Below are 16,508 nucleotides of genomic sequence, written 5' to 3' on the forward strand. Positions count from 1 at the left end.
CGGGGACTCAATAAACGATCTCGATCGCGCTTCCCTCAAACTCGCCGCGCAACGCCGCCAACAATTCGTCGGTCGGCTTCACGCGCCACTCGTCGCCGAGCCGCACTTCGCCCTCGGCGTGATCGCTGCGATAAACGATCTGCACGGCAAGGCCATTCGGAATATTGACGGGCGCGCGCTGCCGGCCGTCTCCGCCGGAGCCGCCACGGCCCGCCGGGCCGCCTCGCGCAGGCCGGGCCGACGCGGAGGCCGCAGCCGGTTCGGCCGCCACAGCCGGCCCCGCGCAATGCGCTTCGAGTACGCGGCGCAGTGCGAGCGCGTCCGCGTTGCCGTTCATCTGCACCTTGACCGCCTGCGCGTAGCGGCTGCGCGCGCGCTCGAGATCCATCACGGTATCGACGGTGAACCGGATGCCGCCTGTGAACGCATCGTTGCGCGCTTGGCCTTGGACGACCAGCAACTCGTCTTCCTTGAAAAGCGCCTTGTGCGCCTCGAACTGCTCGTTGAAGACCGTGACTTCGCACTGTCCTGTGCCATCGTCGATCAGCACGATCAGCATCTTGCCGCGCTGAGTCATCTGCGTGCGCAGCGACGAGATGATGCCGGCGACCAGCTTGTCGCGCCCTTCCTTAAGCTCGCCGAGCTTCTGGCGCACGAAGCGGCGCACTTCGTCCTGGTAGGCATCGAACAGGTGGCCGGACAGATAAAAGCCCAGCGCACTCTTTTCTTCCTGCAGCTTTTTCTTCTCGTGCCATGCGGGTTCGGCGACGAGCTCGTGCCCTTGCGACGGCGCATCGCCCATGTCGAACAAGCCCGCCTGCATCGCGTTCGCGCTCGCCTGATCGGCGGCCTCCATCGCGAGCGGGACCGAGGCGATCAGTTGCGCGCGGTTGTCATGGAGCGTATCGAACGCACCCGCGCGGATCAGCGCTTCGACCGTGCGGCGGTTGACGACGCGCCGGTCGATGCGCGCACAGAAATCGAACAGATCCTGGAACGGCCCCTCTTCGCGCGCCCGCAGAATTTCTTCGATCGCGTTCTGGCCGCTGCCCTTCACCGCGCCGAGCCCGTAGCGGATCGTGCGCGAGCGCTTGCCGTCGGCTTCGGCGACCGGCTCGAAACGGTACGCCGAGCGGTTGATGTCAGGCGGCAGCATGACCATCCCGTTCGTCAGGCAATCTTCGAACAGGATCTTGACCTTGTCGGTGTCGTCCATCGCCAAGCTCATGTTGGCTGCCATGAACTCGGCCGGATGGTGCGCTTTCAGCCACGCGGTGTAGTAAGCGAGCAGCGCATAGGCCGCAGCATGCGACTTGTTGAAGCCGTAGCCCGCAAACTTCTCCATCAAGTCGAAGATTTCGTCGGCCTTCTCGCCGGTGAGGCCGTTCTTCGCGGCGCCTTCGCGGAACAGCTCGCGATGCTTCGCCATTTCCTCGGGCTTTTTCTTGCCCATCGCGCGGCGCAGCAAGTCGGCGCCGCCGAGCGAATAGCAGCCGATGATCTGCGCCATCTGCATCACCTGCTCCTGATAGACCATGATGCCGTAGGTCTCCTTCAGGACAGGTTCGACGCGCGGATCCGGATACTCGACCACCTCGCGCCCGTGCTTACGCGCACAGAAGCTCGGGATCAGGTCCATCGGGCCCGGACGATACAGCGCCACAAGCGCGATGATGTCCTCGAAGCGGTCGGGCTGGGCGTCCTTCAGCATGCCTTGCATGCCGCGGCTTTCCAGCTGGAACACGGCGACCGTATTCGCTTTCTTGAGGATCGAGAACGATGCGGGGTCGTCGAGCGGCACTTGGGCGAGCGACCAATCCTCCTTCGACGGATCGAGCCGGCGGATGTAGCGCTCGGCCCAATCGAGAATCGTGAGCGTGGTCAGGCCCAGAAAGTCGAACTTCACGAGGCCGACCGCTTCGACGTCGTCCTTGTCGTACTGGCTGACGACGCCGCCGTCGTCGCCTTGCGTATAGAGCGGGCAGAAATCGGTGAGCTTGCCCGGTGCAATCAGCACCCCGCCCGCATGCATGCCGACGTTACGCGTGAGACCTTCGACGCGCTGTGCCAGCTCGAGAAGCTGCCGCACTTCGTCTTCGTTGTCGTTGCGCTCCTGCAAGAGCGGCTCTTCCTTCATCGCGTCGGCAATCGTCACGTGCTTGCCGGGCTTGAACGGAATCAGCTTCGCGACGCCATCGGTGAACATGTAGCCGAGATCGAGCACGCGGCCGATATCGCGCACCGCCGCTTTGGCAGCCATCGTGCCGAACGTTGCGATCTGCGAGACCGCATCGGCGCCGTACTTGCCCTTCACGTACTGGATGACGCGATCGCGCCCTTCCTGGCAGAAATCGATATCGAAGTCGGGCATCGACACGCGCTCCGGATTCAGGAAGCGTTCGAACAGCAGGTTGTAGCGCAGCGGGTCGAGATCGGTGATGCCGAGCGCGTACGCGACGAGCGAACCCGCGCCCGAACCCCGTCCCGGGCCGACCGGCACGCCGTTGTTCTTCGCCCAGTTGATGAAGTCCGCCACGATCAGGAAGTAGCCCGGAAAGCCCATCTTGATGATCGTGCCGCACTCGAAATCGAGACGCTGGCAGTACGTATTGCGCTGCTGGTCGCGTTCCGCCTGGTTCGGATACAGCTGCTCGAGACGCTTTTCGAGGCCTTCCTTCGACAGCTGCACGAGGTAGTCGTCGAGCGACATGCCGTCGGGCGTCGGAAAAAGCGGCAGCTTCGGCTTGCCGAGTTCGAGCGTCAGGTTGCAGCGCTTCGCGATTTCGACCGTGTTCGCGAGCGCGGAGGGAATGTCCGCGAAGAGCGCGGCCATTTCTTCCTGCGTGCGAAAAAACTGCTCGGTCGTGAAGCGTTTCTGACGACGCGGATTCGCGAGGATGTCGCCTTCCGAAATGCACACGCGCGCTTCGTGCGCGGTGAAGTCGTCGGGCGTCATGAACTGCGTCGGGTGCGTGGCCGCCACGGGTAGCTTGAGCGCCGCGGCAAGCGCGACCGCCTGCTGCACATAGGCCTCGCCGCCGGGCTGGCCGCAGCGTTGCAGCTCGATATAGAACGCGCTCGGAAAGCGCTTGGCCCAGCGCTGTGCGCAACGCTTCGCCGCTTCCTCGTTGCCGGCGGCAAGCGCAAGACCGATGTCGCCCTGCTGCGCCCCGGAAATCGCGAGCAGGCCTTGCTCAAGACCGGATTCGAGCCACTCGCCCTCGACCTCCGCGCGCCCGCGATACTGGTTCGTGAGCCATGCCTTCGTGAGCAGTTCGCACAAGTTGAGGTAGCCGCGGCGGTCCTTGACGAGCAAGAGCAAACGCGATGGCTTGTCGCGATCGTCGGGATTGGTGATCCAGACATCGCAGCCGGCAATGGGTTTGACCCCCTTGTCGCGGGCTTCCTTGTAGAAACGGACGAGGCCGAACGCGTTGCCGAGATCGGTCAATGCGAGTGCGCCCTGGCCGTCGTCGGCGGCGGCTTTGACGATGTCGTCAAGGCGAACGATGCCGTCGGCGATCGAGAACTCGGAGTGGACGCGGAGATGGACAAAGCGGGGATCTGACATGGGCGCTATTGTACATCCGCCCCTTCACGCGTTCGCGCGGAAAACGCTGCGTTGGCCGTTCGGACAAGGCTCGCCGCAGCGCATCGGCGCGCGGCAAAAAGAGGGAATCGATCAGCGGCGTTTGGCCATCCGGCCTATTGCGGGCCGATCGGCCGTTTGCGGGATAATACGGGTTTTCGCCACTAGCGCTGCCGCGCCGCCGCCTCGCCTGCCAAGACCTCGCGCACGCCGCGCCACCGCAGCCGCTATTTGCTTTTACCGCCGGACCATCATGAGCATCGTCAATCTCGCCGCCTACCAATTCGCCACGCTCGACGCCATCCCGGAATGGCGTCCGCTCGTCACCGAAAAGTGCGTGGCGCTAGGGCTGCGGGGCACGATCCTGCTTGCGCCCGAAGGCATCAATCTCTTCATCGCCGGCACGCCGGAAGCTGCCCGCGAATTCATCGGCTACCTTCGCCGCGATCCGCTTTTCGAGGGCAAATTCGCCGACCTGCAGTTCAAGGAAAGCGTGTCGGAAACGCAGCCGTTCAAGCGCATGCTCGTCAAGATCAAGCGCGAAATCATCACGATGAACAAACCGGCGATCAAGCCCGAACTGGGCCGTGCGCCGTCCGTCGACGCTCCCACGCTCAAGGCCTGGCTCGACCGCGGCCACGACGACGAAGGCCGCCCCGTCGTGATGCTCGATACGCGCAACGCGTTCGAAGTCGACGTCGGCACCTTCGATCACGCGCTCGACTACCGCATCACGAAGTTCAGCGAGTTTCCGGAAGTGATCGAGAAGAACCGCGCAGACCTCGAAGGCAAGACCGTCGTGTCGTTCTGCACCGGCGGGATTCGCTGCGAGAAGGCCGCGATTCACATGAAGGAGGTCGGCGTCGAGAACGTCTACCAGCTCGAAGGCGGCATTCTCAAATACTTCGAGGAAGTCGGCGGCGCCCACTATCACGGCGAATGCTTCGTGTTCGACTACCGCACCGCGCTCAATCCGCAGCTCGAACCGACTGCCACCGAGCAATGCTTCAGCTGCCGCGCGGTCGTCACGCCCGAGGCGCAGAAGTCGCCGCTCTACGCGCCGGGCAAGACGTGCCCCGCGTGCCATCCGCGGAAGGACGCCGCGCGCGCGGCTTGATGACCGGGTCAATGCCCTATCGCGGCCGCTTCGCGCCGTCGCCTACCGGGCCGCTGCACTTCGGCTCGCTCGTCGGTGCATTGGCGAGTTATCTCGATGCGCGCGCGCATCGCGGCGCTTGGCTCGTGCGGATCGAGGATATCGACGGTCCGCGCAACGTGCCCGGTGCGGCGGAAGACATCCTCGCCATGCTGGAGCGCTTCGGCATGCGTGCCGACGAACCGCCCATCTGGCAAAGCACGCGCACCGCGCGCTACCGGCAAGCGTTTGACGCGCTCGATCGAGCGGGCTTCGTCTACCCATGCGGGTGCACGCGCAAGGAAATCGCCGACTCGCTACTCAACGCGCACGCGCGCAACACGACGCTCGCCTACCCCGGCACGTGCCGTCACGGCCTGAACGGCAAACCCGCGCGCGCATGGCGCCTGCGCGTGCCCGACGGCGATGCGGCGATCGTCACGCTCGACGATCGCTGGCAGCACGCGCAAACGCAAAATCTCGCGACGGACGTCGGCGATTTCGTCTTGAAGCGTGCGGATGGGCAATGGGCGTATCAGTTGGCGGTCGTCGTCGACGATGCCGATAGCGGTATCACGCACGTGGTGCGCGGCGCGGACCTGCTCGATTCGACCGCGCGTCAGATTTATTTGCAGCGCTGCCTTGGCGTGGCGACACCGGCCTATCTGCACGTGCCGGTGGTAGTCGACGAGGAAGGGGAAAAGCTCAGCAAGCAGACCGGCGCGGCGGCGCTCGATGCGGGCGATCCGCTGCCCATGCTCGGCATTGCGGCGCGCCACCTTGGGCTCGAACTCGGCGCGCCCACCCGGGCCTCACGCGATGCCTTCTACGCGCAAGCCACGGCGCTCTGGGCGAAACGCTTCGTCGAAGCGCAAGAAACGGACTAAATTGCGCGAGCGTTGTGATCGGCCGTTCGGCCTTCAGCGATTGCCCAGCCAGCTAGTGCTTCGCCGGGTTCGTCGGGCGGCTTTCCTAACGGCGAGCCGCCACGCCCGGGCTATCACGACGACGTCGTCTTCCGCGGCATCCCAAAGCCGCCCAGCAATGCCGCGAGCGGCTGCTTCGCCGCCGGCTTGCCGACCGGCTCCGGCGCCGGCGCGTCATCGCGCTTCAGCGCGGACGGCGACGGCTCGTAAGGCTTCAGGAAGAAATCGTCGATGGGCGCATGCCGATGGTGCGTGCGCTCGAAGGTCCCCGTGCGGCGGCGGCTGGAACGCTCCTCACGGTCGTCGCGATCGCGGCGGCCCCGCTCTTCGCGGAGGTGGCGCACCGGCGCATCGACGGCCAGCCGCTCGACGTCGAGCGGCCGCTTGATCAGCTTCTCGATGTCGGCGAGCTGCTTGCGCTCGTTCGGGCTGCACAGCGACAGCGCATCGCCCGACGCCCCTGCCCGGCCCGTGCGGCCGATCCGGTGCACGTAGTCTTCGGCGTTGAACGGCAAATCGAAATTGATGACGGCCGGCAGTTCGGCGATATCGAGCCCGCGAGCCGCGACGTCGGTCGCAACCAAAGCCTCAATCTCGCCGCGCTTGAACGCGTCGAGCGCCTGCATCCGCTCGAGCTGCGACTTGTCGCCGTGAATGGCCGTCGCCACCACGCCGTCGCGTTCGAGCTGGCGAGCGAGGCGTCCTGCGCCGATCTTGCTGTTGCAGAACACGAGCACCTGCTTCAAGCCGCGCTCGCGGATCAACTGCACGACCGCGGGCTGCTTGTCGCCTTCGGCCACCTCGTAGACGATCTGCGTCACGTTGGCGGCCGTCGAATTGCTGCGCGCGACTTCGATCGTCTGCGGATTGCGCAGGTAAGTCGACGCGAGCTTCTTGATTTCGCCCGAGAACGTCGCGGAGAAGAGCAGCGTCTGGCGCTCCTTCGGCAGCAGGTTCAGGATGCGCTGCAAGTCGGGCAGGAACCCCATGTCGAGCATGCGGTCGGCCTCGTCGAGCACCAGGATCTGCACCTGGCCGAGATTCGCGGTCTTCTGCTGAACGTGGTCGAGCAGGCGGCCCGGCGTCGCGATCAGGATTTCGACGCCGCGCCGCAGCTCGGCCGATTGCGGATTCATGTCGACTCCGCCGAACACCACCGCACTGCGCAGCGGCGTGTGCTTCGCGTACGACTGCACATTCGCGGCGACCTGGTCGGCGAGTTCGCGCGTCGGCGTGAGGATCAGCGCGCGGACCGGGTGGCGGGCCGGCGATGCGCTCGTGCTCGCCTGCGGCAGCAGCCGCTGGATGATCGGCAGCGAGAAGCTCGCCGTCTTGCCGGTGCCGGTCTGCGCGGCGCCCATCACGTCGCGGCCGGACAGCACGACCGGAATCGCCTGCGCCTGGATCGGCGTGGGCGTCGTGTAGCCCTGCTCCGCGACGGCTTTCAGGATGTCGGCGGCGAAGCCGAACTGATCGAAGGTCGGTTGGACAGGCGTGACAGCAGGATCGGACATGGTGGCTTTCGCTAAAAATGCGCCGTGGGGCGTCGTGTCGGTGAAGCGCGGACGGCAGCGGCCACAGCCGCTCGAAGGCATCGGAATGAAGGTGGAGCGACGGCTGCTCGATGCACTCCCGATGCGGCGTCGACAATCAACGCCGAGCAACCTCGAACTCATCGGGACACGTCAGGCGCTCGATACATAGGCGCCGCAGACTCAAGCCATATCGTGCAATCGGCCCTGACGGCTCGCCCGGACCAACCGGACGGGCACCAAGCAATTCGACCGAACGTGTGGCCGGCTCCAGCCGGCGGACGTCCGCAGCGCGGAACCCCGCCGGAAAGGCCGGTATTGTAGCACCGCACCGCTCGCGCCCGCCGACGCTCGCGTGAGCGGCACAAAATGCTCACCAGCGTAGCCGCCGCAGACGGCAACGGCGTGACAGCGCTCAGCGCAGCTCGCGCATCACCATGAGGCGCAGCTCGGTCATGTCCTCGATCGCGTAGCGGATGCCCTCGCGCCCGAGGCCCGAATCCTTGACCCCGCCATACGGCATGTTGTCGACGCGGAACGACGGCACGTCGTTGATCACGACGCCGCCCACATCCAGCACGTCCCACGCGCGGTGCGCGTGCGCGAGCGAATCGGTGAACACGCCTGCCTGCAGGCCGAAGTCGCTGTCGTTGACCGTCAGCAGCGCCTGATCGAAATCGCTGAACTTCTCGATGACGGCGACCGGCCCGAACGCTTCCTTGCGGTACAGGTCCTGATCGCGATGCACGCCTTCGAGGAGCGTCGCTTCGAACATCGCGCCGTCCACCTTGCCGCCCGCGACGATCTTCGCGCCCGCGAGCACGGCCTGCTCCATCCATCCGGCGAGCCGGTTCGACTCGGATTCCGAGATCATCGGTCCGACGAAAGTCTGCGGGTCTTTCGGGTCGCCCATCTTGAGCGACTTCGTTTTCGCGATCAGCTTTTCGCGCAGCGCGTCGTAGATGTCGACGTGCGCGAGAATCCGCTGCACGCCGATGCAGCTCTGCCCCGACTGATAGAACGCACCGAACGCGAGGCGCTCTACCACGTAGTCGAGCCGGTCGTGCTGATCGCCGTCGACGATCGCCGCCGCGTTGCCGCCCAGCTCCAGAATCACCTTCTTCTTGCCGGCCTTCTTCTTGAGCTCCCAGCCGACCGCGGGCGACCCGGTGAAGGACAGCAGCTTGAAGCGCTCGTCGGTCGTGAAGAGGTCCGCGCCGTCGCGATGCGCGGGCAGGATCGAGAACGCGCCTTCCGGCAGATCGGTCTGTGCGAGGACCTCGCCCATGATCAGCGCGCCGATCGGCGTGCGGCTCGCGGGCTTCAGCACGAACGGGCAGCCGGCCGCGATCGCGGGCGCGACCTTGTGGGCGGCGAGGTTCAGCGGGAAGTTGAACGGCGAGATGAACGAGCACGGCCCGATCGGCACGCGCTTCGCGTAGCCGTGATAGCCGCGCGCGCGCGGCGAAATCTCCAGATTGATGATCTCGCCGTCGATGCGGACCGCTTCCTCGGACGCCACCTTGAACGTATCGATCAGGCGCGTCACTTCGCCTTTCGAGTCGTTGATCGGCTTGCCGGCCTCGATGCATAGCGCCATCGCCAGCTCGTCGAAGCGCTCGCGAAAGCGCTTCACGCAGTGCTCGAGCACCGCCTGGCGCGCGTACGGCGGGAATTCGCGCAGCGCGTGCTGCGCGCTGACCGCGCGGCCGATCGCTTCGTCGATGGCCTTGGCATCCGCCATCGCGACGCGGGTCGCGACTTCGCCGGTGAATTTATCGGTGACCTCGAGATCCGTATTGGCCTCGACGGGCCGGTTCGCGAGGTAGTACGGGTAAGTCTTCTGCAACATGACACGTTCTCCTTGGTGCGATGCGCGTGACTGAGCGTAACTCAGCGTGGCCACGCGTCGTGATGGCTCGGCCGCAGACTGGCCTCAAATCGCCAAAGCGGCGCTCAAGCGCTTGATTTCGCGGTTGAGGACCCGCTCGTTGTCGGAGTAGTCGATCGGCACGTCGACCAGGTGCACGCCCGGCGTCGCGAAGCACTCGCGGATCAGGGGCGCGAACGCGTCCGCCGATTCCACGCGGTGCCCTTGTGCGCCGTAGCTCTGCGCGTACGCGACAAAGTCGGGGTTCGCAAGCGTCATGCCGTAGTCGGGGAAATTCATGTTTTCCTGCTTCCAGCGGATCATCCCGAACGCGTCGTCGCGCACGACCAGGATCACGAGATCGAGCTTGAGACGCACCGCCGTCTCCAGTTCCTGCGAATTCATCATGAAGCCGCCGTCGCCGCAGATCGCCATCACCTTGCGCGCCGGGTGGACGATCTTGGTCGCGATCGCCGACGGCAGCCCCGCCCCCATCGACGCGAGCGCGTTGTCGAGCAACAGCGCATTCGGCTCGTGCGCGCGGTAGTAGCGCGCGAACCAGATCTTGTACATGCCGTTGTCCAGACAAATGATGCCGTCCCCGGACATCTCCTCCTGCACGTCGTGGACGATCCGCACCGGGTAGAGCGGGAAGCGCTCGTCGTGCTGGCCTTTCGCGAGATGCGCGTCGAAGTGCGCCTTGATGTCCATGAAGCGCGAAAAGTCCCATTTGGCCGCTTCGCGCTTCTGTTTCAGGCTTTCCTTCATCTGCCAGACCGCGTTCGCGATATCGCCGACCACCTCGATCTGCGGGAAATAGACCGGGTCGACCTGCGCGCCGAGAAAGTTCACATGAATCACGGTCTTGTCGCCGGCATCGGCGCTGCGCATGAAGAACGGCGGCTTCTCGATCACATCGTGGCCGACGTTGATGATGCAGTCGGCGTGGTCGATCGCGCGGTGGACGAAGTCGCCGTCCGAGAGCGTGGCGTTGCCGAGCCACAGCGGATGCGATTCGTCGATGACGCCCTTGCCCATCTGCGTCGTGAAGAACGGGATGCCGATCTGGTCGACGAATTCGCCGAGCACGGTGCGCGTCGTCGTGCGGTTGCCGCCCGCGCCCACCATCAGGAGCGGCCGCTTGGCGGCGACGATCGCCGCGACCGCGCGCTCCACCGCCTTGTCCTCGGCGACCGGGCGGCGGCTGTAGCTCTTCGGAATCGGCTTGCCGTCGCCCTCTTCGTGCGCGACGTCCTCGGGCAATTCGAGGTGCACGGCGCCGGGGCGCTCGTCCTCCGCGCGCCGGAACGCCTCGCGCACGGTCGCCGGAATATTGCCGATCGAGACGATCTGCCGCGTGTATTTCGTCAGCGGCTCCATCATCCGCACGACGTCGACGATCTGAAAGTGCCCCTGCTTGCTCGACTTGATCGGCTTTTGGCCCGTGACCATCAGCATCGGCATGCCGCCCAGCTGCGCGTACGCGGCGGCCGTGACGAAGTTGGTGGCGCCGGGCCCGAGCGTCGACAGGCAAACGCCCGTGCGGCCGGTCAGGCGCCCGTATGTTGCCGCCATGAAGCCCGCCGCCTGTTCGTGGCGCGTCAGCACGAGCTTGATTCTCGAGCGGCGCAGCGACTCGAGCAGATCGAGGTTTTCTTCACCGGGAATCCCGAACACGTACTCGACGTTTTCGGCTTCCAGCGCCTTGACGAATAGATCCGATGCTTTCATGAGCGGCCTCGCTTGGGACGACGCGCAGGGCCCTGCCCCGCGCCAGCGGGCCATGGAACGAACCGTCGACGCCGCGCTGATCCGCCGCGCCGGACGAAGACGCCGCGCGTGCGCCGCGAGGCAACGCACGCCGGCCGTTCACGGCCCATCGATAGGAGAAGCGCGCCCGCCTAAGCGGCCGGGAGTTGGCCGAATACGGCGGAAGCGAAGTTTGATTCTAGGGGATTGGGGCGGGTCGCGCAGCGAGCGGCGCACGAGCTGCGGGAAAGCGGGACGCTCACGCCGAAGCGCCGCGCTTGCGGCTTCAGCGCAGCGTCACGCAGCCGGCGAGGATGGGCGGCGCATTCGCGCCCGCCATCTCGTCATAGAGACCGGCCTGCAGCCCTTTGGTCCACCCGGTGTAGCTCTCGGCCCGATATTTCGCGCCGGACGCCGCGAGCCTGCGGGCGCCGATCGGACCGTCAGCCCGCCGATACCGGCCGCACCTTGGCCGCCGCGGCCTTCGCGCGTTCGCGCGCCGCTTCGATATCGTTGCCCGTCGCGAGCGCGACGCCCATGCGGCGCTTCTTGAAGCTTTCCGGCTTGCCGAAGAGGCGCAGGTCGGTGAACGGCACCGCGAGCGCTTCACGCACGCCCTCGAACGCGATGCCCGCTTCTTCGAGGCCGCCGTAGATCACGGCCGAAGCACCCGGCGCGGAGAGCGACGTGTCCACCGGCAGGCCGAGAATCGCGCGCGCATGCAGCTCGAACTCGGAAAAGCGCTGCGAGCACAGCGTGACGAGCCCGGTGTCGTGCGGACGCGGGCTCACTTCCGAGAACCACACGTCGTCGCCGCGCACGAACAGCTCGACGCCGAACAGCCCGCGGCCGCCGAGCGCCGCCGTCACCTTGTGCGCGATGTCGCGCGAACGTTCGAGCGCGACGGCGCTCATCGGCTGCGGCTGCCACGATTCGACGTAGTCGCCCGCCACTTGCACATGGCCAACCGGCTCGCAGAAGTACGTCTCCGTATTGCCGTTTGCGGGATCGATCGCGCGCACGGTGAGCTGGGTGATCTCGTAGTCGAAGTCGATGAAGCCCTCGACGATCACGCGCCCGTGGTTCACGCGGCCGCCTGCCATCGCGTACCGCCACGCGGGCTCGACGTCGGCATCGCCCTTGAGCACCGACTGCCCCTTGCCCGACGACGACATCACCGGCTTCACGACGCACGGATAGCCGATCGGCGCGACCGCCGCCTTCAGTTCGCCGAGCGACTGCGCGAACGCATAGGGCGACGTGGCGAGCCCAAGCTCTTCGGCGGCAAGGCGCCGGATGCCTTCGCGATTCATCGTGAGCTGGGTCGCGCGCGCGGTGGGGATGACTTCGGCGAGGCCGGCGGCTTCGATCTCGGCGAGCGCATCGGTGGCGATCGCTTCGATTTCCGGCACGATCAGATGCGGCTTCTCCGCTTTGACGAGATCGACGAGCGCGCTGCGGTCCGTCATGTCGATGACGTGCGCGCGATGCGCGACCTGATGGCCGGGCGCGTTCGGATAGCGATCGACGGCGATCACTTCGACGCCGAGCCGCTGCAGCGCGATGACGACTTCCTTGCCCAGCTCGCCCGCGCCGAGCAGCATGACGCGCGTGGCCGATTTCGACAGCGGCGTGCCGATGCGTTGACCGATCTGCATGAGAATTCCCGAGGTAGCGATGGAGATGAAGCGATGAATGCGCGATGTTAACACTCCGGACCCGCGCGACGGAACGGCAGACTGCGCAACGCAGCGGCCGCGGAGTGCGTTACCCTTACGCCTTCGCCAGCTTGAAGAGGAACGAGGCCATGCCGAATCAGTCGATCGCGCCGCGACGCGCAACCGTTTTTGCGCGCGCCAGGATGTCGGCGAGCGCGTTGACCGTCGCCACGCTCGTCGCTGCCTGCGCGATACCGACGCACCCCGATTCGTCCGCGCCGCCGAGCGACCCGTTCAACCCCGCGGCCACGCAACTGCTCGACGACACGAACTGGCAATTGGCCGAGTGGAAGCATGCCGACGGCACCACGCGCGCCCTGCCGCAAGCCGACAACGGCACGGACGGCGAAGCGCTCACGCTCGATTTCTCGACTGCCGGCGGCCAGCGCCGCGTAAGCGGCTTTTCGGGCTGCAACCGCTATATGGGCAGCTATACGCTCAAGAACGGCGGCTTGTCGTTCGGCCCGCTCGCGAGCACGCGCAAGGCGTGTCCATCCGCGGCAGGGGATCTGGAGCGCGCGTATCTCGACGGCCTCGCGCACGTCGCGAAATCGGGCGTGCAAATGAAGCCGCCGCAGCAATTGCAGATCGTGCTCGAAAGCGGCGACACGCTGATCTTTTCGCATCCTCGCGGCCAATGATCGCAGCGCCCGGCCGACGCCATGTTCCGTCGCGAAGCCTGCACGCCTCGGACGCGTGCAGCCGTTCGCCGGGCGTGGCCGCGGCGCGCCTTGCACGGATCTTTCGGGCACCCGGCCGGCCGGCCCCTGTCTTAGAAGCGCCTCGCTTCACCGGTTAAACTCGGCGGGTTGCGCGAGAAACGCGTGTCCGTCCTTCGTCAGTCTCTGGCTCTAGCATGCTGCATACGGTAGTTCTCGGCTGGTTCGGCGTCTCCGCCGTCTGGTTCCTTCCTCTTTTCTGGCGTCTCGCAAAGTCCGCGCTGCCGGGCGGCGGCGGGCTGCGCGGTCCGGGCACGATTCGCCTGTGGCTCGGCTTCGCGTGCGTGCTGCTCGCGAGCTGCACGATCGAGGCAAGCCTCGTTTCGAGCGGCACCGACGGGCTCGGCCACGCCCTCGCGGCAGGCTTCCGCCATCTGTTCGGCCGCATCGGCACGCCGCTCGTGATGTTCGCGCTCATGTTCGTGAGCGTGCCGTGGCTCATCGGCTTTCGCTGGACCGGCGTGCTGCGCTGGGCCAACGTCGCGTTCGGACTCGGCTTGCCGCTCGACGGGCAAAAGCGCGACGGCAAACCGCGCGGCCGGCGCGCCGCCGAAGCGCCGGGCGCTTCTGTCGCGAGCGTGAATCCGATGGCGCCGAAGCAAGGCGGCCGTTACGCGCGGCCGACCGTCTGGCGTCCCCCGGCAGTCTCGCACGGCGGCGGCAGCGGGGCCTTCGAGAGCACGCCGGCAGAACCCGCCGCGCCGGCCGGCCGGCTGCGCGATCCGGTGGGGGCTGCGGCGAGCGCGGCCTCGTCCGCAAGTGCGGGTGCGCCGGGCGCCGACGTGCCGGGCGCCGATGCGCTGATCGGCAGACGCGCAATCGCGGCGATGGGGCCGGCGGCCGCGGCCAGCACGAGCGCACCCCTCGGCGATTTCGCCGCCGGCTTCGGCGCGACCGGAAACAGCGCGCCGCGTATGCCGATAAGCGCGCCGAATACGCGCCCCGTCACACTTGGATCGACCGCATCGAAAGCCGCCGAGGCGACGCGGCAATACGCGCCGCCGCGTCCGCCCGTCGCGCCCCGCCCGGCGTCGGCGGCACCGCGCCCGGTGCCTCGCCGCTACCCGGTCACGGCGTCTCGCCAGCCGGACGATCCCAAAGCGGCGCCGCCGGCGCCGTCCGCCAGCGTGCAGGAGACGCTGCGCGCGATCGAAGAAAACGCCGCGCGCTGGACGACGCTTGCCGGCGCGAGTCTCGCGCGCCGCGGCAGCGCGATGGCCGGGGCGGCGTCCGGCGATGCGCCCCCGGCGCCGGGCGGCGAACCGGCTGCGACGGCGTGTGCGCATGCCGTTGCCGATGAGCCGGTCGTGGCGAACCCAGCCTCCGCCGCCGTCGCACCTGTGCTCGGCGCCCAGGTTGAAGCCCATGCGCAATCGACAGAAGCGGCTCACGCCACGGAGGTCTTGCAGGCTGAAGAACCTGCCGTGACACCGATCGCAAGCGGACTGGCCCAAGCAGCAGACGCCGCCGAAGAAGGTGGTGTGAGCGCCGCACCCGACACGCCACCCGTGCCCGCTCCGGCTGCCAACGACGCCGCGCCGTCGAACGTGGTCCGTTTCCCGGGTGCATCGCTGCCCGGGCCCGCTACCGCCGTAACCGAGCGTGCCGAGATCGCCCCGCCCGCCGCTTCAGACACGTCCGAGGTGCCCGCCCCGCGCCCTGCCCTGCGCGGCCACGCGCCGACCGAATTCGAATTCCACGCGCCGAAGGCATCGTCGGTCGAGCTGCCGTCGCTCGATCTGCTCGAACACGCGGCCGGCGACGTCGAGCCGATCCCCGAAGAGCGCCTCGCCGAAACCGGCCAGCTGATCGAGCAGCGGCTGCAGGAATTCAAAGTGCCGGTCACGGTGGTCGGCGCCTCGGCCGGTCCGGTCATCACGCGCTTCGAAGTCGAGCCCGCTCTCGGCGTGCGCGGCAGCCAGATCGTCGGCCTCATGAAGGACCTCTCGCGCGGGCTCGGCCTCACGTCGATCCGCGTGGTCGAGACGATCCCCGGCAAGACCTGCATGGGCCTCGAATTGCCGAACGCAAGGCGGCAGACGATCCGCCTATCGGAGATCCTCGAAGCGGGCGCCTATCAGAACTCCACGTCGCAGCTGACGCTCGCGATGGGCAAGGACATCATCGGTCATCCGGTCGTCACCGATCTCGCCAAGGCGCCGCACATGCTCGTTGCCGGCACGACCGGTTCGGGCAAGTCGGTTGCGATCAACGCGATGATCGTGTCGCTGCTCTACAAGGCGACGCCCGAGGACGTGCGCCTCATCATGATCGATCCGAAAATGCTCGAGCTCTCCGTCTACGAGGGCATTCCGCATCTGCTCGCACCGGTCGTCACCGACATGAAGCTCGCGGCCAACGCGCTCAACTGGTGCGTCGGCGAGATGGAGAAGCGTTACAAGCTGATGTCGGCGGTCGGCGTGCGCAATCTTGCGAGCTTCAACCAGAAGGTGCGCGACGCCGAGCGCGCCGAGAAGAAGCTGACCAATCCGTTCTCGCTCACGCCCGACGCGCCCGAGCCGCTGTCGACGCTGCCGCTCATCGTCGTCGTGATCGACGAGCTGGCCGACTTGATGATGGTCGCCGGCAAGAAGATCGAGGAGTTGATCGCGCGGCTCGCGCAGAAGGCGCGCGCCGCCGGCATCCATCTGATTCTCGCGACGCAGCGTCCCTCGGTCGACGTGATCACCGGTCTCATCAAGGCGAACATACCGACCCGTGTCGCTTTCCAGGTGTCGTCGAAGATCGATTCGCGCACCATCCTCGATCAGATGGGCGCCGAGTCGCTGCTCGGCCAGGGTGACATGCTGTTCCTGCCGCCGGGCACCGGCTACCCGCAGCGCGTACACGGCGCGTTCGTCGCGGACGAGGAAGTGCATCGGATCGTCGAGCATTTGAAACAGTTCGGCGAGCCGCAGTACGAGGAAGGCATTCTCGACGGCCCGGCGAGCGAAGGCGCCGCGCAGGACCTGTTCGGCGACGCGCCCGACCCCGAAGCCGATCCGCTCTACGACGAAGCCGTGGCGTTCGTCGTGCGGACGCGGCGGGCGTCTATCTCGTCGGTGCAGCGTCAGTTGCGCATCGGCTATAACCGCGCAGCGCGGCTCGTCGAGCAGATGGAGGCGGCGGGACTGGTGTCGTCGATGGGCATCAACGGCAGCCGCGAAGTGCTGGCGCCGGGACCGGCGGAATAAGCGGGAAGCGAAAACGGCGGGGGGAGTTGAGCAAAAACGGCAAAAGCGGCAGAAAAAGCGAGGCCCCCTCGCTAAC

General features: G+C 66.7%; 10 protein-coding genes. 5 read left to right on the forward strand and 5 right to left on the reverse strand.

Going from position 1 to position 16,508, the window contains the following annotated elements; translation table 11 throughout:
* Positions 1-7: 7 nt before the first annotated feature.
* Complete coding sequence (dnaE, locus tag J3489_RS29250; protein WP_207004347.1) at positions 8-3,580, reverse strand: DNA polymerase III subunit alpha; 3,573 nt, start codon at positions 3,578-3,580, stop codon at positions 8-10.
* A 262-nt stretch (positions 3,581-3,842) separates the two neighbouring features.
* Between dnaE and J3489_RS29255 the strand changes: the two genes are divergently transcribed.
* Both J3489_RS29255 and gluQRS read left to right on the forward strand, forming a co-directional pair.
* Positions 3,843-4,706: a sulfurtransferase gene (locus tag J3489_RS29255; protein WP_207004307.1), complete on the forward strand. Its 864-nt coding sequence runs from the start codon at positions 3,843-3,845 to the stop codon at positions 4,704-4,706.
* An 11-nt stretch (positions 4,707-4,717) separates the two neighbouring features.
* Positions 4,718-5,611: a tRNA glutamyl-Q(34) synthetase GluQRS gene (gluQRS, locus tag J3489_RS29260; protein WP_207004309.1), complete on the forward strand. Its 894-nt coding sequence runs from the start codon at positions 4,718-4,720 to the stop codon at positions 5,609-5,611.
* Between the two features lie 113 nt (positions 5,612-5,724).
* On the opposite strand, the gene J3489_RS29265 is transcribed toward gluQRS, so the two are convergent.
* On the reverse strand, positions 5,725-7,164 hold the full coding sequence (locus J3489_RS29265) for a DEAD/DEAH box helicase (protein WP_207004311.1): 1,440 nt from the start codon (positions 7,162-7,164) through the stop codon (positions 5,725-5,727).
* Here J3489_RS29265 and J3489_RS29270 point away from each other — a divergent pair.
* Positions 7,163-7,354 carry a hypothetical protein gene (locus tag J3489_RS29270; RefSeq protein WP_207004313.1) on the forward strand — a complete coding sequence of 64 codons (192 nt, stop codon included), beginning with the start codon at positions 7,163-7,165 and terminating at the stop codon, positions 7,352-7,354. The two genes, J3489_RS29265 and J3489_RS29270, sit on opposite strands and share 2 nt — an antisense overlap.
* 243 nt (positions 7,355-7,597) lie before the next feature.
* Here J3489_RS29270 and J3489_RS29275 read toward each other — a convergent pair whose 3' ends face one another.
* From J3489_RS29275 to purT, 3 genes are all read right to left on the reverse strand, one after another.
* Positions 7,598-9,034 (reverse strand): aldehyde dehydrogenase family protein, encoded by a 1,437-nt coding sequence (locus tag J3489_RS29275; protein WP_207004314.1) that lies wholly within the window; start codon positions 9,032-9,034, stop codon positions 7,598-7,600.
* 84 nt (positions 9,035-9,118) lie between these two features.
* Positions 9,119-10,783, reverse strand: a complete 1,665-nt coding sequence (locus J3489_RS29280) for an acetolactate synthase large subunit (protein WP_207004315.1) — start codon at positions 10,781-10,783, stop codon at positions 9,119-9,121.
* Positions 10,784-11,244: 461 nt separating this feature from the next.
* Complete coding sequence (gene purT / locus J3489_RS29285; protein ID WP_207004316.1) at positions 11,245-12,459, reverse strand: formate-dependent phosphoribosylglycinamide formyltransferase; 1,215 nt, start codon at positions 12,457-12,459, stop codon at positions 11,245-11,247.
* Positions 12,460-12,608: 149 nt separating this feature from the next.
* On the opposite strand from purT, the gene J3489_RS29290 reads away from it, so the two are divergent.
* Together J3489_RS29290 and J3489_RS39130 are read left to right on the forward strand one after the other, a co-directional pair.
* Complete coding sequence (locus J3489_RS29290; protein ID WP_207004317.1) at positions 12,609-13,160, forward strand: META domain-containing protein; 552 nt, start codon at positions 12,609-12,611, stop codon at positions 13,158-13,160.
* A 215-nt stretch (positions 13,161-13,375) separates the two neighbouring features.
* Positions 13,376-16,432, forward strand: coding sequence for an FtsK/SpoIIIE family DNA translocase (locus J3489_RS39130; RefSeq protein WP_508617102.1), 3,057 nt, complete (start codon positions 13,376-13,378; stop codon positions 16,430-16,432).
* Positions 16,433-16,508: the final 76 nt, after the last annotated feature.

Source organism: Trinickia mobilis, from assembly GCF_017315705.1.
Taxonomy (GTDB): Bacteria; Pseudomonadota; Gammaproteobacteria; order Burkholderiales; family Burkholderiaceae; genus Trinickia_A; species Trinickia_A mobilis.